18 protein-coding genes are annotated in these 18044 nt (G+C 60.4%); 6 read left to right on the forward strand and 12 right to left on the reverse strand.

What is annotated here, in order from left to right:
• Positions 1-5: 5 nt before the first annotated feature.
• The 6 genes from flgJ to AC1D1M_RS11990 form a co-directional block, all read right to left on the reverse strand.
• On the reverse strand, positions 6-1292 hold the full coding sequence (flgJ, locus tag AC1D1M_RS11965; protein ID WP_477775791.1) for a flagellar assembly peptidoglycan hydrolase FlgJ: 1287 nt from the start codon (positions 1290-1292) through the stop codon (positions 6-8).
• Positions 1293-1303: 11 nt separating this feature from the next.
• Complete coding sequence (locus AC1D1M_RS11970; protein ID WP_477775824.1) at positions 1304-2392, reverse strand: flagellar basal body P-ring protein FlgI; 1089 nt, start codon at positions 2390-2392, stop codon at positions 1304-1306.
• A gap of 27 nt (positions 2393-2419) precedes the next feature.
• The gene (flgH, locus tag AC1D1M_RS11975; RefSeq protein WP_477775792.1) at positions 2420-3115 is read right to left on the reverse strand and encodes a flagellar basal body L-ring protein FlgH; all 696 of its coding nucleotides are present in this window, start codon (positions 3113-3115) and stop codon (positions 2420-2422) included.
• Positions 3116-3167: 52 nt separating this feature from the next.
• Entirely contained in the window at positions 3168-3953 is a 786-nt protein-coding gene (gene flgG, locus AC1D1M_RS11980) for a flagellar basal-body rod protein FlgG (protein WP_007975316.1), read from the reverse strand.
• Between the two features lie 45 nt (positions 3954-3998).
• Entirely contained in the window at positions 3999-4739 is a 741-nt protein-coding gene (locus AC1D1M_RS11985; RefSeq protein WP_477775793.1) for a flagellar basal body rod protein FlgF, read from the reverse strand.
• A 143-nt stretch (positions 4740-4882) separates the two neighbouring features.
• The gene (locus AC1D1M_RS11990) at positions 4883-6502 is read right to left on the reverse strand and encodes a sigma-54-dependent transcriptional regulator (protein WP_477775794.1); all 1620 of its coding nucleotides are present in this window, start codon (positions 6500-6502) and stop codon (positions 4883-4885) included.
• A gap of 279 nt (positions 6503-6781) precedes the next feature.
• On the opposite strand from AC1D1M_RS11990, the gene phhA reads away from it, so the two are divergent.
• The 6 genes from phhA to AC1D1M_RS12020 all read left to right on the forward strand — a co-directional run bounded on the left by phhA (position 6782) and on the right by AC1D1M_RS12020 (position 11189).
• Positions 6782-7573, forward strand: coding sequence for a phenylalanine 4-monooxygenase (phhA, locus tag AC1D1M_RS11995; protein WP_108218607.1), 792 nt, complete (start codon positions 6782-6784; stop codon positions 7571-7573).
• A 104-nt stretch (positions 7574-7677) separates the two neighbouring features.
• Complete coding sequence (locus tag AC1D1M_RS12000; RefSeq protein WP_477775795.1) at positions 7678-8034, forward strand: 4a-hydroxytetrahydrobiopterin dehydratase; 357 nt, start codon at positions 7678-7680, stop codon at positions 8032-8034.
• The gene (locus tag AC1D1M_RS12005; protein WP_477775796.1) at positions 8034-9227 is read left to right on the forward strand and encodes an amino acid aminotransferase; all 1194 of its coding nucleotides are present in this window, start codon (positions 8034-8036) and stop codon (positions 9225-9227) included. Before AC1D1M_RS12000 ends, AC1D1M_RS12005 begins: the two co-directional genes overlap by 1 nt.
• A gap of 273 nt (positions 9228-9500) precedes the next feature.
• Positions 9501-9632 (forward strand): hypothetical protein, encoded by a 132-nt coding sequence (locus AC1D1M_RS12010; RefSeq protein WP_256590294.1) that lies wholly within the window; start codon positions 9501-9503, stop codon positions 9630-9632.
• A gap of 72 nt (positions 9633-9704) precedes the next feature.
• Positions 9705-9890 carry a hypothetical protein gene (locus tag AC1D1M_RS12015; RefSeq protein WP_477775797.1) on the forward strand — a complete coding sequence of 62 codons (186 nt, stop codon included), beginning with the start codon at positions 9705-9707 and terminating at the stop codon, positions 9888-9890.
• A 99-nt stretch (positions 9891-9989) separates the two neighbouring features.
• On the forward strand, positions 9990-11189 hold the full coding sequence (locus tag AC1D1M_RS12020) for an MFS transporter (protein ID WP_477775798.1): 1200 nt from the start codon (positions 9990-9992) through the stop codon (positions 11187-11189).
• On the opposite strand, the gene arfB is transcribed toward AC1D1M_RS12020, so the two are convergent.
• The 6 genes from arfB to AC1D1M_RS12050 all read right to left on the reverse strand — a co-directional run bounded on the left by arfB (position 11186) and on the right by AC1D1M_RS12050 (position 18037).
• On the reverse strand, positions 11186-11599 hold the full coding sequence (gene arfB, locus AC1D1M_RS12025) for an alternative ribosome rescue aminoacyl-tRNA hydrolase ArfB (RefSeq protein WP_477775799.1): 414 nt from the start codon (positions 11597-11599) through the stop codon (positions 11186-11188). The two genes, AC1D1M_RS12020 and arfB, sit on opposite strands and share 4 nt — an antisense overlap.
• Positions 11600-11809: 210 nt before the next feature.
• The gene (locus AC1D1M_RS12030) at positions 11810-13231 is read right to left on the reverse strand and encodes an amino acid permease (protein ID WP_477775800.1); all 1422 of its coding nucleotides are present in this window, start codon (positions 13229-13231) and stop codon (positions 11810-11812) included.
• Between the two features lie 862 nt (positions 13232-14093).
• Positions 14094-15314, reverse strand: coding sequence for a 23S rRNA pseudouridine(2605) synthase RluB (gene rluB / locus AC1D1M_RS12035; protein WP_057715929.1), 1221 nt, complete (start codon positions 15312-15314; stop codon positions 14094-14096).
• 273 nt (positions 15315-15587) lie between these two features.
• Positions 15588-16577 (reverse strand): SMC-Scp complex subunit ScpB, encoded by a 990-nt coding sequence (gene scpB / locus AC1D1M_RS12040; RefSeq protein WP_477775801.1) that lies wholly within the window; start codon positions 16575-16577, stop codon positions 15588-15590.
• A gap of 11 nt (positions 16578-16588) precedes the next feature.
• Positions 16589-17347 carry a segregation and condensation protein A gene (locus tag AC1D1M_RS12045; protein ID WP_172435389.1) on the reverse strand — a complete coding sequence of 253 codons (759 nt, stop codon included), beginning with the start codon at positions 17345-17347 and terminating at the stop codon, positions 16589-16591.
• Between the two features lie 60 nt (positions 17348-17407).
• Positions 17408-18037, reverse strand: coding sequence for an L-threonylcarbamoyladenylate synthase (locus AC1D1M_RS12050; protein WP_204932476.1), 630 nt, complete (start codon positions 18035-18037; stop codon positions 17408-17410).
• Positions 18038-18044: the final 7 nt, after the last annotated feature.

An 18044-nucleotide genomic window follows, 5' to 3' on the forward strand; every position in this document is an offset into this window, starting at 1 on the left:
TGTGCCTATAAAGGCGTGGTGGAAACGCCCGCCGCAGCGTAGTTCTGGTAACTCGTCATCTGCCTGGCTATCTGCGAAATCTTGCTTGCGTAGTCCGGGTCGGTTGCGTAACCGGCCTTCTGCAACTCGCGTACAAACTGTTCCGGGTTATCGGCCGACTTCACGACATCTTGATAGCGATTATTGGTCTTCAGCAAAGTCACAAGGTCATGGAAACTGTCCTTGTAGGAGTCGTAGGAACGGAACTCGGCCGTCTCCTTGACCATCTGCCCGTTTCTGAATTCGCTGGTGATCGCCCGCGCCGAATTGCCCTGCCAACTATTGCCGGCCTTGATGCCGAAGAGGTTGTGGCTGCTGCTGCCGTCCTGCTGGCGCATGACCGATTTGCCCCAACCGGTTTCCAGGGCCGCCTGGGCCACCAGGTAACGTGGATCGACACCAATGCGGGCGGCGGCTTCCTTGGCCATCGGCAACATGGTGTTGACGAACTGGTCGGCGGAACTGAAGGCTTTCTTCGCCGGTGCCAGAGGAATCTGCGCCATGGCGCGACCGTAGATCTGCATGCCGCCAGTGGAGGATTGTTGCGCGTTCGCCAGCCAGTCGCCGTTGTACAGCGGTCCCGAACCCGTGTTCGTCGTGCGCTCAGGTAATGGTGTCTTGTTGATCGTCGTGGCAGCGGTCGTCGCAGAAGGCACCAGCCCGGCCAACAGACGATCAGCCAGCTTCGGCGGCAATGCCAGACGTCGCTGATTGATCAACGCCATGTCATTGCGATGACCACCCTCACCCGCTTCTTGCGGTGTATGGACCGATCGCGAAGCCCACAACGGACGCTGACCATTGACCCGCGACAGCGGGCCATTGATTGCCACCGTGCCTGCCGCCACCGGCGTTTGCACGACCGCCTTGGCAGCCTCTTGCTTGGCCAGCGACGCAGCCGCTGCCTCGCCCGGCGCCATGGGCTTGCTCTTCGACATCTGGCGCATCAGCACGTCCGCCAGACCGATACCACCGCCCTCGCGGGACATGGAAACCGCCAGTTGCTGGTCGTACATTTCCTGGTATTGCTTGGCCGCCGGCGTGTTCATCGGATTGTCCTGGCCCAGCGCTTCAGTGGCCGAGCGCATGGACTTGAGCATCTCACCGAGGAACAGCGATTCGAACTCCTGCGCCACCTTGCGCATGTTGCCGTCGCTGTTCTTGTCGCCGACCTTGAGCTGATTCAGACGATTGAGGTCCGAATAGGAGCCCGAATCGCTGCTGCTGACCAGACCGCTCTTGCGCATATCCACGATGGCCGTCCTCAGATCACGATCAGATCGGCTTGCAGGGCGCCGGCCTGCTTCAGCGCTTCGAGGATGGCCATCAAGTCACCCGGTGCCGCGCCGACCTGGTTCACCGCCCGTACGATCTCGTCGAGGGTGGTGCCAGGGCCGAATTTGAACATCGGCTTGGCTTCCTGCTGGGCGTTGACTTTCGAACGCGGTACCACCGCCGTCGTGCCATTGGACAGAGGGCCGGGCTGGCTGACGATCGGGTCTTCAGTGATGGTCACGGTCAGGCTGCCGTGGGTAACGGCGGCTGGGGAAACCTTGACGTTCTGGCCGATCACGATGGTGCCGGTACGGGAGTTGATGATGACTTTCGCCACCGCCTGACCCGGATCGATTTCGAGGTTTTCCAGGATCGACAGATAGTCGACACGCTGGCTCGGATCGAGCGGCGCCGTGACACGTACCGAACCACCGTCGATAGCCTGAGCCACGCCTGGGCCAAGCATGTCGTTGATCTTGTCGACAATGCGCTTGGCCGTGGTGAAGTCGGAACGGTTGAGGTTCAGCGTCAGGCTGTTGCCCTGGTTGAAACCGCTCGGTACCGCACGCTCCACCGACGCACCACCGGGGATGCGACCGGCCGACGGAACGTTGACGGTGATCTTCGAGCCGTCTCGCCCTTCCGCATCGAAACCACCGACCACCAGGTTGCCCTGGGCCACTGCATAGACATTACCGTCGATACCCTTGAGCGGTGTCAGCAGCAAGGTGCCGCCGCGCAAGCTCTTGGAGTTGCCGATAGAGGAAACGGTGATGTCGACCTGCTGACCCGGCTTGGCGAACGCTGGCAAATCGGCACTGATCGACACTGCCGCGACGTTCTTCAACTGCACGTTGCCCGAGCCCGGCGGCACCTTGATGCCGAACTGCGAGAGCATGTTGTTGAAAGTCTGCAGGGTGAACGGGGTCTGCGTCGTCTGGTCGCCGGTGCCGTTAAGCCCGACCACCAGGCCGTAACCGATCAATTGGTTGGAACGCACACCGGAAATGCTGGCGATGTCCTTCAGGCGCTCGGCCTGCGCGTTGAACGCGGCGGACAGCATCAACGCGACCACCATGAGGTGTTTAAGATTCAAACTGACCACCTAGAAAGGGAACAGCGGGCTGAGGAAGAAACGGTCGAACCAGCCTGGCTGACTCGCATCGGCAAACGAACCGGTGCCCGAGTAGGTGATGCGCGCATCGGCGACACGAGTCGACGACACGGTGTTGTCGGTAGAGATGTCATCGGCGCGAACCAGGCCGGCAATCCGCACCAGCTCGTCGCCGGTGTTGAGGGTCATCCACTTCTCGCCGCGCACCGCGATAATGCCGTTGGGCAACACATCGGCGACGGTCACGGTGATCGAGCCGGTCAGGGTGTTGCCCTGGGCCGCCTTGCTGTCGCCCTTGGTCGCGCGGTCGCCTTCGTAGCTGGCGCTCAGGCTCAGGTCGCCATCACCGAACGGGTTGTTGGTGGTGGCACTGCTGCCGAACAGCGAAGTCAAGCCGATGTTGGCCTTGCTGTTCTTGCCAATTTGCGAATTGGCGTTTTTGCTGGCCTGGGTCCTTTCGTTCAGGGTGATGGTGATGATGTCACCGATCCGGAACGCCTTGCGGTCGCTGTAGAGGTTCTGTTCGAAACCGGCCTGGTAGATCGAGCCGTTGTTCGCGGCCGCCGGCAACGGCGTGCGCGGCAACACCGGAGCGTAGTAGGGATCATTAGGCTTGGGCGTCGCAGGAACGCAACCTGCGAGCGCGGTGATCCCACTCAGTGCCAGAACAGATACAAAGCGATTCATGACCCTACCTCACGGTGTTGCAGGCAGCCTCATGGCCGCCACATAGACTTGATTACAGATTCTGCGTTACGAACGAGAGCATCTGGTCGGCGGTGGAGATCACCTTGGAGTTCATCTCGTAGGCGCGCTGGGTGGTGATCATGTTGACCATCTCCTCAACGGTGCTGACGTTGGACGTTTCCAGGGTGTTCTGCAGCGTGGTGCCGAAACCGTTCAGGCCTGGTGTACCGACTTGCGGCGCGCCACTGGCGGCGGTTTCCAGGAACAGGTTGTTGCCCACCGCCTGCAGACCCGCCGGGTTGATGAAGTCAGCGGTTTGCAGGTTGCCGATCACCTGGGCAGCCGGGTTGCCGGCAACGGTGATGGACACGGTGCCGTCGCGGCCGACCGTGAAGGTCTGCGCGTCGTTCGGAATGACAATGGCCGGCTCCAGGGCAAAGCCGCTGGCGTTGACGATCTGGCCGTTGGAGTCCAGGTGGAACGTACCGTCACGGGTGTAGGACGTGGTGCCGTCCGGTTGCAGGATCTGGAAGAAACCGCGACCGTCGATGGCCATGTCCAGTGGCTGCTCGGTGGTTTGCAGGCTGCCGGCGGTGAAGTTTTTCTGGGTGCCGACGATGCGCACACCGGTACCCAGTTGCAGACCCGATGGCAGTTCGCTGTCCTGGGTCGACTGGGCGCCTGGCTGACGCTTGATCTGGTAGAGCAGGTCCTGGAACTCGGCGCGGTCACGTTTGAAACCCGTGGTCGACACGTTGGCCAGGTTGTTGGAAATGGTGGTCAGGTTGGTGTCCTGGGCGGACAGACCTGTCTTGGCAACCCATAGAGCCGGAAGCATTCGATTCTCCTCGTGCGCCTGTTTTACGGCGCGACGTTCTGGTAATTAGCTGATCTGCAAGACCCGAGCCATGGCCTGGTCATCGTCTTTGGCGGTGTTCATCATCTTGATGTGCAGCTCGAACTGCTTGGACAAGGCCAGCACCGAGGTCATCTCTTCCACGGCATTGACGTTGCTCGACTCGAGGAACCCGGACACCAGCTTGACGTTGGCATCGGCCTGCGCCGGCTGGCCATCCTTGGTGTGGATCGAACCATCCAGGCCCTTGGTCATGTTCTTGAGGTCCGGGTTGACCAGCTTGATGCGGTCGACTTCCGCCATCACCCGGGGACCTTCGCCCATTGCGCGGATGCTGATGGTGCCGTCCTCGCCGACTTCGATCTGCTGTTCCGGCGGCACGGCAATCGGCCCGCCATTGCCCATGACCGGCATGCCGTTGCCGGCACGCAGCACGCCCAGGGCGTCAACGTTCAGGCTGCCGGTGCGCACGTAGCTTTCACCGCCATCCGGAGTCTGTACGGCAATCCAGCCGTTACCTTGCACGGCAACGTCGAGGTCGCGACCGGTTTCCACCAGTGAGCCCGGGGAGAAATCGGTGGCCGGGCGTTCGGACATGGCAAACGCACGCGCCGGAAAGCTGTCACCGAACACCGGCATCGAACGAGCCTGCTCCAGGTCTTTCTGGAAGCCGTTGGTGGAGATGTTCGCGAGGTTGTTGGCATGCGCCTTTTGCGCCAGTGCATTCTGGCTGGCGCCGGTCATTGCCACATAAAGGTACTTGTCCACAATTGTTCCTCTGCCTGCCGGACGTTTGCCGTCCACTGCTGTACTGCTGAGCCATAAGCAATTTGCAGACCAACTTGTTTTTGGCGGCGCGGGGGCCGGTAAACAGGGGACTTTGAGGATTCAGAGGGGATGGGGGATTTGTATCAGAGACGAAAAACCGGCGGTGTCATGCCGCTTCGCGGCAACGGATCAAAAGATCGCAGCCTTCGGCAGCTCCTACAGGGTTCGACGTAGGAGAACTTGTTGGCAATGGTGGTATGCGAAACCCCCAGGCGCTTGCCCAACTGCCGACTGCTCGGATGCTCGGAGTACAGCCGCTCCAACACCGCCTTCTCGAAACGCCCGACGATCTCGTCCAACCCACCCTCCAGCGAAAAATCGCCAAGGGGCTGACGCACGCCATAATCCGGCAAACGAATGTGCTCGGCCTTGACCGTGCCGCCGTCGCACAGGGAAACCGCCTGGAACAGCACGTTCTCCAGTTGCCGCACGTTGCCCGGCCAATGGTAATGACTGAGCCGCTCCATGGCCGCCGGAGCCAGTTTTGGCAACGGGCAACCGATCTGCCGGCTGGCCTGATCGAGGAAGTGCTCCACCAGCGGCGTCAAACCATCGAGGCATTCGCGTAGCGGCGGGATGTGCAGCGACAACACATTCAAGCGGTGATAGAGGTCCTGGCGGAACTCACCGCGAGCGCACAATTCGGAAAGGTCGACCTGGGTCGCGCAGATCACCCGCACGTCGAGGTAGACCTCTTCATCACTGCCCACACGACGGAAGCAACCGTCCTGCAGGAAGCGCAGCAATTTCACCTGCAAGCGCGGGCTCATTTCGCCGACGCCATCGAGAAACAGCGTACCGCCCGCCGTCAGCTCCAGCAGCCCGAGCTTGCCCTCGGCCCGCGCCCCTTCGAAGGCACCGGGGCCATAACCGAACAATTCCGTCTCGGCCATGGACTCCGGCAAACCGGCGCAATTGAGCGCCATTAACGGTGACTGCCCACGAGGACTGGCCAGATGGCAGGCCCGTGCCAACAATTCTTTGCCGGTACCGGTCTCGCCCTCTATCAATAGCGGTGCATCCAGTGGCGCCATACGCCGTGCCTCGCGCACTACCGCGGCCATCACTTTCGAGCTCTGAAAGATGCTGTCGAACCCGCGCAGTTCCTGCTTGCGCACGTTGTAGATGCGCTCGCCCACCCGGTCGGCGCGATGCAATGTCAACACCGCACCGGCCATGGCCTCGCTGTCGTCGTGCTCGGACTGCAATGGCGCGATGTCGGCCAGGAACACATCCCCCTTGACCTTGACCCGCAGCCCGTTGATCCGCGACTTGTTGGCGCGCACCAGTTCCGGCAAATCGAAATCTTCGGCGTACCGCGAAAGGGGAATACCCGGCACCTCGTCGACCCGCACCCCGAGCAACTGCGCCGCTGCCCGGTTGGCCGCGACAATGGAACCGCCCATGTCGATCGACAGCACCGGAAACTCCAGCGCACCGAGCAGTGCGTTGAGCTCCATATGCCGACGCTCGCTCGGCATCAGCCCTACACGCTTGACGCCGAAAACCCCGGCAATCGCTTCGAATTTCGGACGCAAGGCCTGGAACTGAATGTTGATCAGGTTCGGGCAATGCAGGTAGATGGCGTTGCCATGCTCACCGCCCACCTCACCACGGGCCACGTTGATCCCGTACTCCACCAACAGGTTGAGAATGTCGCGCAGGATGCCGATGCGGTTCTGGCAGTGGACTTTGATACGCATAAAAAAGGCCCAAACAGTGAAGGACGAGGCCAATGGCAGGGATTTTTCTGCGTGGGCGCTCAGATAGTCGTCAAGATTATGTGACAGGAAAGGCGCTTTTCAAACCCGAAAATCTCAGCCAGTACGCAACAAGCGGCCACTCGTAACGAAAACTTTACGATTATCGAGGGATTTTTCTGCGCTTGACGCCGAGCACCTGCTGCAACGGTGCAATCCATGGGGTATTTCTAGGTCTATAGCAGTACATAACAAGAACGAAATCCCTAGCAGGAGAGCAGCATGAAGCAGACGCAATACGTGGCTCGCGAGCCCGATGCGCAAGGTTTTATCGACTACCCCGCCGAAGAACACGCGGTGTGGAACACGCTGATCACTCGTCAACTGAAAGTGATCGAAGGGCGTGCGTGCCAGGAGTACCTGGACGGTATCGAAAAACTCGGTCTGCCCCACGACCGCATTCCTCAACTCGGCGAAATCAACAAGGTCCTCGGTGAAACCACCGGCTGGCAGGTAGCCCGCGTACCGGCGCTGATCCCTTTCCAGACCTTTTTCGAATTGCTGGCCAGCAAGCAGTTTCCAGTGGCTACCTTCATTCGTACCCGCGAAGAGCTGGATTACCTGCAAGAGCCGGACATTTTCCACGAGATCTTCGGTCACTGCCCGCTGCTGACCAACCCGTGGTTTGCCGAATTCACCCACACCTACGGCAAACTCGGCCTCAAGGCTTCCAAGGAAGAACGCGTGTACCTGGCGCGCCTGTACTGGATGACCATCGAATTCGGCCTGGTCGACACCCCGCAAGGCCAGCGCATCTACGGCGGCGGCATTCTGTCTTCTCCGAAAGAGACCGTGTATTGCCTGTCGGACGAGCCTGAGCATCAGGCGTTCGATCCGCTGGAATGCATGCGCACGCCCTACCGCATCGACATCTTGCAGCCACTGTACTTCGCGTTGCCAAATCTCAAGCGTCTGTTCGACCTCGCTCACGAAGACATCATGGGCATGGTCAAGCAAGCGATGCAGATGGGTCTGCACGCACCGAAATTTCCGCCAAAACCAAAAGCCGCGTGATCCGCCGCTTTTAGAATCAAGTGAGCCTGTCAGAAACCATCGCTTTGGATTAGCGTGGTAGCACTGAGGGCCGATTTCCCAACATTCGATTTCAGGAACACATCATGACCGCATTAACTCAAGCCCATTGCGAAGCCTGCCGCGCCGACGCCCCACAAGTCAGCGACGAAGAACTGCCGATCCTGATCAAGCAGATCCCGGACTGGAACATCGAAGTACGTGACAGCATCATGCAGCTGGAAAAGGTCTTCCTGTTCAAGAACTTCAAGCACGCCCTGGCGTTCACCAACGCCGTCGGTGAAATCTCCGAGGCCGAAGGCCACCACCCGGGCCTGCTGACCGAGTGGGGCAAAGTGACCGTGACCTGGTGGAGCCACTCGATCAAGGGCCTGCACCGCAACGACTTCATCATGGCCGCGCGCACTGACGAAGTGGCGCAGGACGCTGAGGGGCGCAAGTAATGCATTTCGACGCCATCGGTCGAGTGCCTGGCGACCCGATCCTCGGCCTGATGGAGGCCTACGCGCAGGACCCGAACCCGCGCAAGTTCGATCTGGGCGTGGGTGTCTACAAAGACGCCAAGGGCCTGACGCCGATTCTCGAGTCGGTGAAACTTGCCGAGCAACGCCTGGTGGAGCATCAGTCCACCAAGACCTACATCGGTGGTCACGGCGAACCGGCGTTCGGCAAGGCGATCAATGAACTGGTGTTGGGTGCCGACTCGAAGCTGATCAGCGCACAACGCGCCGGCGCCACCCAGACTCCGGGCGGCACCGGGGCTTTGCGTCTGAGCGCTGACTTTATCGCCCAATGCCTGCCGGGGCGCGGCGTGTGGTTGAGCAACCCGACCTGGCCGATCCACGAAACGATTTTTGCGACAGCCAAGGTCAAGGTCAGCCACTACCCGTACGTGGGCAGTGACAACCGACTGGATGTCGACGGCATGCTGGCGGCGCTCAATGAAGCGCCCAAGGGTGACGTGGTCTTGCTGCACGCCTGTTGCCACAACCCGACCGGTTTCGACCTGTCCCAGGATGACTGGCAGAGGGTGCTGGAGGTAGTACGCAAGCGCGAACTCCTGCCACTGATCGACTTCGCGTATCAAGGATTCGGCGATGGCCTGGAACAGGATGCCTGGTCGACCCGGTTGTTCGCCGCCGAGTTGCCGGAACTGTTGATCACCAGTTCCTGCTCGAAGAACTTCGGCCTGTACCGCGACCGCACTGGCGCGCTGATTGTCTGCGCGAAAACCGCTGACAAGCTCACCGACATCCGCAGTCAGCTGGCCAACATCGCCCGCAACCTGTGGTCAACGCCACCGGATCACGGTGCGGCGGTGGTCGCGACCATCCTCGGCGATCCGGAGCTGAAAAACCTCTGGGCTGACGAAGTGGAAGGCATGCGCCTGCGTATCGCCCAACTGCGCAGCGGTCTGGTGGAGGCGCTGGAGCCGCACGGTTTGCGCGAGCGTTTTGCGCACATTGGCGTGCAACGCGGGATGTTCTCCTATACCGGCCTGTCGCCTGAGCAAGTGAAGAACCTGCGGGACAACCACAGCGTGTACATGGTCAGTTCGGGTCGGGCCAACGTCGCCGGCATTGATGCTACGCGTTTGGATTTGCTGGCCGCGGCGATTGCCAGCGTCTGCAAATAACCATCAGGCACTGCAAGCCCCCTGTGGGAGCGAGCCTGCTCGCGATAGCGGTCTATCAGTCAACATCACCGTTGAATGACACTCCGCCATCGCGAGCAAGCTCGCTCCCACATTTGTTTTGTGTCGCTCCTCCAGTCATGTCTAGACAATCCCATCCGTCGAAACAAATGGATATAAAAGTCCGTTTGTCATTTTCAGTGCTGTATCCTGCCCAGGCTTTTTAAAAGCGCGGATCTACCAGATCTATCAACAGACTTAGCGAGGAGCGCGACTATGCACGAGATTCCTAATCTCCCCTTCCCAAGCCTGCACGAACCTGAGCAGACGACCACGCAGCAAGCCGGAGCCCAACAACCCGAGCCGAAAGAAGCCACTGGCAGCCGCCAGGCTGACAGCGAAGACTGAAACACCCGCCGTACAGACCGTGTGGAAAGCGCTAACATGCGCTTTCCACACTGCCTGAAAGAGCCTTTACCCATGACCGATGAATTCAGCGAAGCCCAGGCCAGCGTCCTGATCGGTACCGCCGAGAAAATGATCGGAATCTGGAATCGCCTCTCCCCCGAGAAGCAAGCCTCGTTGCTCGCCCGCTTCGGCACCCAGGAAAATGCGCTGGCCGCCCTGGTCACCACGCAGCTGGTCGCTCCCGTCAAACCTGAATGACAGCACCCGGCAAATAGTTTTACTTTTTCACAACCTGCGACCGTCCACACCGCTATCATAAGCAGCCTATCTATCCTGCTTTACCGTGGACCTTTACCCATGCCTGAAAACCAGCGCCCCCTGGCGGTCACGCTGCAAGTTGTTTCCATCGTCCTTTTCACCTTCATCGGCTACCTGAACATCGGCATCCCCCTGGCCGTATTGCCCGGTTACGTCCACAGCGACCTGGGCTTCGGCGCGGTGATCGCGGGCCTGGTGATCAGCGTGCAATACCTGGCCACCCTGCTCAGCCGCCCCTATGCCGGGAAAATCATCGACAACAAGGGCAGCAAGCTGGCTGTGATGTATGGCCTGGCCGGTTGCGGCTTGAGCGGTGTGTTCATGTTGATCTCAGCCTGGACCCAGAGCCTGCCGGCCTTGAGCCTGATCAGCCTGTTGATCGGCCGACTGGTGCTCGGCAGCGCGGAAAGCCTGGTGGGTTCGGGCTCGATTGGCTGGGGCATCGGCCGGGTCGGTGCGGCGAACACCGCCAAGGTCATCTCGTGGAACGGTATCGCCAGCTACGGCGCATTGGCCGTCGGCGCGCCCTTGGGCGTGTTGCTCGTCCATCAACTGGGCTTGTGGAGCATGGGTGTGAGCATTGTGTTGCTGGCCGTGCTCGGCCTGCTGCTGGCCTGGCCGAAAACTGCCGCGCCGATCGTTGCCGGTGAGCGCCTGCCGTTCATACACGTGCTCGGGCGGGTCTTCCCCCACGGCTGCGGCCTGGCCCTGGGCTCCATCGGTTTCGGCACCATCGCCACCTTCATCACCCTGTATTACGCCACCCAACACTGGGACAACGCGGTGCTGTGCCTGAGCCTGTTCGGCGCCAGCTTCATTGGCGCGCGCTTGCTGTTCGGCAACCTGATCAACCGCCTCGGCGGCTTTCGCGTGGCCATTGCCTGCCTGTCAGTGGAAACCCTGGGATTGCTGTTGCTGTGGCTGGCACCGGATGCGCATTGGGCTCTGGCGGGGGCGGCGCTGAGCGGCTTTGGCTTTTCGCTGGTGTTTCCGGCACTGGGAGTGGAGGCGGTCAACCTGGTACCGGCGTCCAGCCGTGGCGCAGCCGTCGGCGCCTATTCGCTGTTCATCGACTTGTCGCTGGGGATCACCGGGCCGTTGGCCGGCGCAATTGCAGCCGGGTTCGGGTTCGCTTCGATCTTCCTGTTCGCCGCCTTCGCCGCCTTGAGCGGATTGATACTGAGCCTGTACTTGTACCGACAGGCACCGAAGCAACGCGAGGCGCGGGACGCCCGCTAGAAGTCGACCTTGCCGCGCCCGGCCTTGATGTTGCCGCGCTTGCTCTTGGACTCGAGGCGACGGGTCTTCGAGCCGAGGGTCGGCTTGGTCGGACGGCGCTTCTTTTCGACCTTGGTGGCGCTGAGGATCAACTCGGTCAGCCGCAACAGCGCATCGGCGCGGTTCTGCTCCTGCGTGCGGTATTGCTGGGCCTTGATGATCAACACACCGTCGGCGGTGATTCGGCTGTCGCGCAGCGCCAGCAGCCGTTCCTTGTAGAACTCGGGCAAGGACGACGCCGGAATGTCGAAGCGCAGGTGCACGGCACTGGAGACCTTGTTGACGTTCTGCCCACCGGCGCCCTGGGCGCGAATGGCCGTCAACTCGATCTCGGCATCCGGCAGATGCACATTGTTGGAAATCACCAGCATGGAAAAGCGTCCGTATTCAGTACGTGCAGGATAAGGCATGCGAGGAAAAAATGTGGGAGCGAGCTTGCTCGCGATAGCAGTGTGTCAGGCAGCGATGATGGCGACTGACACGGCCTCATCGCGAGCAAGCTCGCTCCCACAGGGAAATGTGTATGCCCTAAAACAACAAACCCGGCACATGGCCGGGTTTGTTGTTTCTGCGCTCTGCGTTTACTTCGCCGCAGAGCCGGCAACCTGCAGTGCATGTTGCGCACTGCGCTTGTTCTTGATGCCGTAGCAGACCCACATGAACACCAGCCACACCGGAATCGCATACACCGATGTCTGAATCCCCGGAATCAACAGCATCACACCCAGGACGAACACCACGAACGCCAGGCAGATGTAGTTGCCGTACGGGTACCACAGGGCCTTGAACAGCGGCGTCTGCTTGGTCTTGTTCATGTGCTGGCGGAACTTGAAGTGCGAGTAGCTGATCATCGCCCAGTTGATCACCAGGGTGGCTACCACCAGCGACATCAGCAGTTCCAGCGCGTTTTGCGGGATCAGGTAGTTCAGCAACACCGCGATCAGGGTCACGGCGGCCGAGGCCAGGATCGAACGCACTGGCACGCCGCGCTTGTCGATTTTCGCCAGACCCTTCGGCGCGTCACCCTGCTCGGCCATGCCCAGCAGCATGCGGCTGTTGCAGTAGGTGCCGCTGTTGTACACCGACAACGCCGCGGTCAGGACCACGAAGTTGAGGATGTGCGCAGCGGTGTTGCTGCCCAGCATCGAGAACACTTGCACGAACGGGCTGCCGCTGTAGGAATCACCGGAGGCGTTCAGGGTGGTCAGCAAGCTGTCCCATGGGGTCAACGACAGCAGGATGACCAGGGCGCCGATGTAGAAAATCAGGATCCGGTAGATCACCTGGTTGATAGCTTTCGGGATCACGGTTTTCGGTTTGTCGGCTTCGGCAGCGGTGAAACCGAGCATTTCCAGACCACCGAAGGAAAACATGATGAAAGCCATGGCCATCACCAGGCCGCTGACGCCGTTCGGGAAGAAGCCACCGTGGGACCACAGGTTGCTGACCGCTGCTTGCGGGCCGCCATTGCCGCTGACCAGCAGGTAGCTACCCAGAGCAATCATGCCGACGATCGCCACGACCTTGATGATCGCGAACCAGAACTCGGCCTCGCCGAACACTTTGACGTTGGCCAGGTTGATGGCGTTGATCAGCACGAAGAAGGCAGCTGCGGAGACCCAGGTCGGGATGTCCGGTGCCCAGTAGTGGATGTATTTGCCGACTGCGGTCAGCTCCGACATGCCCACCAGAATGTACAGAATCCAGCAGTTCCAGCCCGACAGGAAGCCGGCAAAGCCGCCCCAGTACTTGTGCGCAAAATGGCTGAAGGAGCCGGCCACCGGATCTTCGACAATCATTTCGCCCAGTTGGCGCATGATCATGAAGGCGATGAAGCCGCAGATGGCGTAGCCGAGGATCATTGACGGGCCGGCGGATTTCAGTACCCCGGCCGAGCCGAGGAACAAGCCGGTTCCGATCGCGCCACCGAGGGCGATCAGTTGAATGTGGCGATTTTTCAGGCCGCGTTTCAGCTCGCCTGATTGCGGGTTTTGTCCACTCATGAAAAGGGTCTCACGCAAGGTTTGATGATGTTCAGTAGACGTTGCTGCTCAAGAAAGGCGTTAAGCGGCACCGATCAAACCCCAGCGCAGGCACCAGGAGTTCAGCGTAATTACAACGGTCATGCGTCACCTGTTTGTTTTTATCTGTGACGAAATCGAACCCGACACGCTCGTGACGCGACGGAGTGAACAAGGCGGATAGCCTTGAGGTTTGCGCAGATGCGCAGGAGGTCACAGGTAAAACGCGGCGCATTGTACACCCGTAACCCCCTGCTGCCAGACCCGCTGGACAAGCGTGTCTATGGCCGGGATTGCCTGTGTCCGCCCCGAGAGGCTCGGGCGGCTGCAAAAATTGGGTCAGATCCTTGCGGATCATCGACGGGAAAGGCAGGAAAACCGCCTCTCGCAGAGAGATGGAGATGGAATACGGCGTTCATTGCGCCTCCTTTTTGTTATGCACCTGCACGACAGGCATGGCGCGCATAACACCCTGCATGGAGTGTTGAAACAAGCGGGCTAGAGGGTTTGAATGAGGAAGGAAGGCGCTGATGCGTAAGCGTTTTCTTACGGCATCCAGGAAGTGGCGAATCCACGGGGTTAATCGGTGGATTTTGTCAGGTTTTCTTTACATGTCGTAAATCAGTGTTTCCACATGGAAGCTCTCGGTGCGGCGACTGACGCCATCGCGAGCAAGCTCGCTCCCACAGGGAGATGAGTTTGCTCGGAGAATCGCGATCAAAATGTGGGAGCGAGCTTGCTCGCGATGGCGGCCTCAAAAACAACATAGAATTAAAGCCAGACCAAAAAAAACGCCAACCCGAAGGCTGACGTTTTTACTTGCAGCTCGAAACTTACCGCTGCCTTACTCCGGCTTACGACGACCAAAGCCCGGACGCTGGCCGGAACCGGCCGGTGCACCACGGCGCTTGCCCGATGGCGTATCGCCGTCGACCAGTTTGATCCCCGGACGCTTCGGTGCAGGCTTGGCCGGGCGCTTGGTATCGGCCGGGCGATCGGCTACCGGCGTACCACGACCTTCGCCACGCTCAGTACGGCCGTTGGCCGGACGAGGTGTGCGCGGACCGCGCTCGCCGTCCTGACGGGCAGCAGGCTTGCGCCCTGGACGCTCGCCTTCGATCTGCGGCTCGCGGCTGGCACGAGGTGCGGCAGGTGCGGCGGCTGCGCCAGTGGCCGGACGCAGGGTACGCACGCGCTCGGTCTTGGCCATCGGACGCGAAGACTTGCGCTGCATCCGGTCAAGCTTGTCTTTACTCTTGGCATTCATCTGCGGCATCGCGACCGGCGTCAGGCCGACCTCGGCACTCAGAATGTCGACTTCGTACTGGCTCATTTCGCGCCAGCGACCCATCGGCAGGTCGGAATTGAGGAACACCGGACCGAAACGCACGCGCTTCAGACGGCTGACCACCAGACCCTGGGATTCCCACAGACGACGTACTTCGCGGTTACGACCTTCCATCACCACGCAGTGGTACCAGTGGTTGAAACCTTCGCCACCTGGCGCCTGCTTGATGTCGGTGAACTTGGCCGGGCCATCTTCAAGGACAACGCCAGCCTTCAGACGCTCGATCATCTCGTCATCGACTTCGCCACGCACACGCACCGCGTATTCACGGTCCATTTCGTAGGAAGGGTGCATCAGGCGGTTGGCCAGCTCACCGTCGGTGGTGAACATCAGCAGACCGGTGGTGTTGATGTCCAGACGACCGATGTTGATCCAGCGTCCCTCTTTAGGGCGCGGCATCTTGTCGAACACCGTTGGGCGACCTTCCGGGTCGACACGGGTGCAGATCTCGCCGTCCGGCTTGTTGTACATGATCACGCGGCGCACCGACTCGGCGGCCTCTTCACGCTTGATCACCTTGCCATCGATGGTGATGGCGTCGTGCATGTCGACGCGCTGGCCAAGGGTGGCGTCTTTGCCGTTGACCTTGATGCGGCCGTGGCTGATCCAGGCTTCCACGTCACGGCGCGAGCCGACGCCGATACGGGCGAGGACTTTTTGCAGTTTTTCGCCTGCTGGGCCGATTGGCTGGTCGTCTTGCTGGTCTTTGATACTCATCTGGGCACCTCCCGGTGTGGTCTGAAAACTGGGTACTTGGGCGAAGGGATCGCCGAAGGGTCGCGAATCATACGCGCATGAGGGCGTTTGCGCATCAGAGACTAGCTGATCAAAGCAAGGTTATTTGTTTTTCCGCCGACCGGTGGTCCGCAGTCTTCCGGCGAGCACAAAACCCTGTGGGAGCGAGCTTGCTCGCGATAGCGATGGATAAGTCACCTTGATATTGAATGTACTGCCGTCATCGCGAGCAAGCTCGCTCCCACAGGGTACGTGTCAATCTTCAAGTTCGCGGCGTTCCGCTTCGATGGCTTCGGCCAGGGCCTGGGCTTCGGCTTCTTCGTCCGACAGTTCGGGCTCGGGTTTCGTCTGTTCGAGCGCAGCTACAGCAGCCAAAAGTTTTTCCCGGGCTTCGGCAACGCCGAGGATGTCGTCGTCCTGCTCCGGTTCAATTTCCGGCTCAGGCTCGCCTTCCGGTTCAGGCTCGGGCTGTGCCGCTTCAACTTCTGGCTCGATAACCGACTGTTCCGAATCGAACTCAGGCGACGCACCATCACGCAACAAGTCGTCGAAGTCGGTCTTGAGCCCCTCCTCCATGCTGTCCAGTTCCAGCAGCAGCGTGTGAAAACTGGTTTCTTCTTTCGGCTCTTCCGGCTCGGCGCTGGCATCGGCCTGCTCTTGCAACCCGGCGGGGACGGGGGCGTCGTCGAAGTCGAGCACCGGATCCGGTTCCAGCTCGCGCAGTTCCGCCAGCGGCGGGAGGTCGTCGAGGTTTTTCAGGTTGAAGTGATCGAGGAACGCCTTGGTGGTGGCGAACATCGCCGGTTTACCGGGCACGTCGCGGTAACCGACGATGCGGATCCACTCGCGCTCCATCAAGGTCTTGACGATATTGCTGTTGACCGCCACGCCCCGCACGTCTTCGATTTCGCCGCGGGTGATCGGCTGGCGATAGGCAATCAGCGCCATGGTTTCCAACATGGCCCGGGAGTAACGCTGCGGGCGCTCTTCCCACAGACGCCCAACCCACGGCGCAAATTTCTCGCGAATTTGCAGGCGATACCCCGAGGCCACTTCCTTGAGTTCAAACGCACGGCCATCGCAGGACTTCGCGAGAATCGTCAGGGCCTTCTTGAAGACCGGCGGTTCCGGGCGCTCGCCTTCCTCGAAGAGTTCGAACAGGCTTTCCAGGGATTGCGGTTTTCCCGAGGCCAACAGAAAGGCTTCAAGCAAGGGTGCCAGATCACGGGGTTCAGTCAGGTTCATGTTTCGACTCGTTATTCGGCTCGGGCTCGCACGTGGATCGCGGCAAATGGCTCATTCTGCACCAGCTCGACCAGGGATTCCTTGACCAATTCAAGGATCGCCATGAAGGTCACCACCACCCCCAGGCGCCCTTCTTCAGCGGTGAACAGCTCGACAAACGGCACGAAACCGCCGCCCTTGAGCCGTTCCAGCACATCGCTCATGCGCTCGCGGGTCGACAGCGCCTCGCGGCTGACCTGATGGCTTTCGAACATGTCGCCACGGCGTAACACCTCGGCCATGGACAACAGCAGCTCTGACAAGCGCACATCCGGCAACAGCTTGCGTGCCCGGGCCTCGGGGGCGTCGAGCTTGGGCACCACCACGTCGCGACCGACACGGCTCAGGCCATCGATGCCTTCGGCGGCGGCCTTGAAACGCTCGTACTCCTGCAAACGGCGGATCAGTTCGGCGCGCGGGTCTTCCTCTTCGTCTTCGACGGTTTCAGCCCGTGGCAGCAGCATCCGCGACTTGATCTCGGCCAGCATCGCGGCCATCACCAGGTACTCGGCGGCCAGCTCCAGGCGCACCGACTGCATCAACTCGACGTAGCCCATGTACTGGCGAGTGATCTCCGCTACGGGGATGTCGAGGATGTTGATGTTCTGTTTGCGGATCAGGTACAGCAGCAGGTCGAGGGGCCCTTCGAAGGCTTCGAGGAAGACTTCAAGGGCGTCCGGCGGGATGTACAGGTCCAGCGGCATTTCCATGACCGCCTGGCCATAGACCATGGCGAAGGGCAGTTCCTGCTGGGCTCCGGCCTGACTGTCGACGGGCTCTACTGCGGACATCTAGGCCTCGACCATGAACGGCGCAGGGTCGCCGCAACCAACGCGAATGACTTCCGGCTCGCCGTCGGCGAGGTTGATCACGGTGGACGCCTTGATCCCGCCGAAACCACCGTCGATGATCAGATCGACCTGGTGTTCGAGCAGTTGGCGCATTTCATAGGGGTCATACATCGGGTCGGTTTCACCGGGCATGATCAGACTCACGCTCATCAATGGCTCGCCAAGCTGCTCCAACAGTGCCAGGGCAATCGGATGGCTTGGCACCCGCAGACCGATGGTGCGTTTTTTCGGGTGCAGCAACAGTCGCGGCACTTCGCGGGTGGCGTTGAGAATGAAGGTGTACGGCCCCGGCAAGTGGGCCTTGAGCAAGCGGAAAGTGCCGGTGTCGATCTTGGCAAACAGCCCCAGTTGCGACAGGTCGCAGCAAATCAGCGCGAAATTGTGCTTTTCATCCAGCCCGCGCAAACGTCGCACGCGCTCCACAGCCACTTTGTCGCCGATCTGGCAACCAATGGCGTAGGAAGAGTCTGTGGGATAAATCACCACCCCGCCCTTGCGGATGATTTCGACTGCCTGTTTGATCAGGCGCGCTTGCGGGTTTTCCGGATGAATCTGGAAAAATTGACTCACATTCTCT

Source organism: Pseudomonas sp. P1_F7, assembly GCF_056405655.1.

Bases quoted from the DNA above. Each gene is read 5' to 3' on its own strand.
- AC1D1M_RS12030 (WP_477775800.1), bottom strand. From the start codon at position 13,231: ATGAGTGGACAAAACCCGCAATCAGGCGAGCTGAAACGCGGCCTGAAA.
- flgH (WP_477775792.1), bottom strand. From the start codon at position 3,115: ATGAATCGCTTTGTATCTGTTCTGGCACTGAGTGGGATCACCGCGCTC.
- rluB (WP_057715929.1), bottom strand. From the start codon at position 15,314: ATGAGTATCAAAGACCAGCAAGACGACCAGCCAATCGGCCCAGCAGGC.
- AC1D1M_RS11990 (WP_477775794.1), bottom strand. From the start codon at position 6,502: ATGCGTATCAAAGTCCACTGCCAGAACCGCATCGGCATCCTGCGCGAC.
- arfB (WP_477775799.1), bottom strand. From the start codon at position 11,599: ATGCTGGTGATTTCCAACAATGTGCATCTGCCGGATGCCGAGATCGAG.
- AC1D1M_RS12045 (WP_172435389.1), bottom strand. From the start codon at position 17,347: ATGGTCTATGGCCAGGCGGTCATGGAAATGCCGCTGGACCTGTACATC.
- AC1D1M_RS12020 (WP_477775798.1), top strand. From the start codon at position 9,990: ATGCCTGAAAACCAGCGCCCCCTGGCGGTCACGCTGCAAGTTGTTTCC.
- AC1D1M_RS12000 (WP_477775795.1), top strand. From the start codon at position 7,678: ATGACCGCATTAACTCAAGCCCATTGCGAAGCCTGCCGCGCCGACGCC.
- AC1D1M_RS12010 (WP_256590294.1), top strand. From the start codon at position 9,501: ATGCACGAGATTCCTAATCTCCCCTTCCCAAGCCTGCACGAACCTGAG.
- AC1D1M_RS12005 (WP_477775796.1), top strand. From the start codon at position 8,034: ATGCATTTCGACGCCATCGGTCGAGTGCCTGGCGACCCGATCCTCGGC.
- flgG (WP_007975316.1), bottom strand. From the start codon at position 3,953: ATGCTTCCGGCTCTATGGGTTGCCAAGACAGGTCTGTCCGCCCAGGAC.
- phhA (WP_108218607.1), top strand. From the start codon at position 6,782: ATGAAGCAGACGCAATACGTGGCTCGCGAGCCCGATGCGCAAGGTTTT.
- scpB (WP_477775801.1), bottom strand. From the start codon at position 16,577: ATGAACCTGACTGAACCCCGTGATCTGGCACCCTTGCTTGAAGCCTTT.
- AC1D1M_RS12015 (WP_477775797.1), top strand. From the start codon at position 9,705: ATGACCGATGAATTCAGCGAAGCCCAGGCCAGCGTCCTGATCGGTACC.
- AC1D1M_RS11970 (WP_477775824.1), bottom strand. From the start codon at position 2,392: ATGGTGGTCGCGTTGATGCTGTCCGCCGCGTTCAACGCGCAGGCCGAG.